The 230-nt window shown below is 74.3% G+C and carries 1 pseudogene; it reads right to left on the bottom strand.

Annotated features, from left to right (window positions below):
- Window positions 1-230: pseudogene (locus AC0IYU_RS35045) on the bottom strand (iron dicitrate transport regulator FecR); the annotation flags it as partial.

Genomic DNA, 230 nt, shown 5'->3' with positions numbered 1-230 from the left:
GGGCCAGGTCGAGCTGGCTGCCCGCCCCGCCGCCGAGGCCGTCGGTCAGCCTCACCGTCAGCATCCGGGCGGTGCGGGTTTCGTAGGCCGAGCGGAACACGGGCTGATGCCAATACCCCTGTACCCCGCGGCCCGCGACCAGGCCGGTGCCGAGCAGGGCCGCGACGGAACACAGCATCTTGCGGCGCTGTTGCCGCTGCGCCGACGACGCGGATGCTGCCGCGGCCTGG

The sequence above is a fragment of the Variovorax sp. AC103 genome (assembly GCF_979254005.1).
This window is presented reverse-complemented; position numbering and strand designations above follow the sequence as displayed.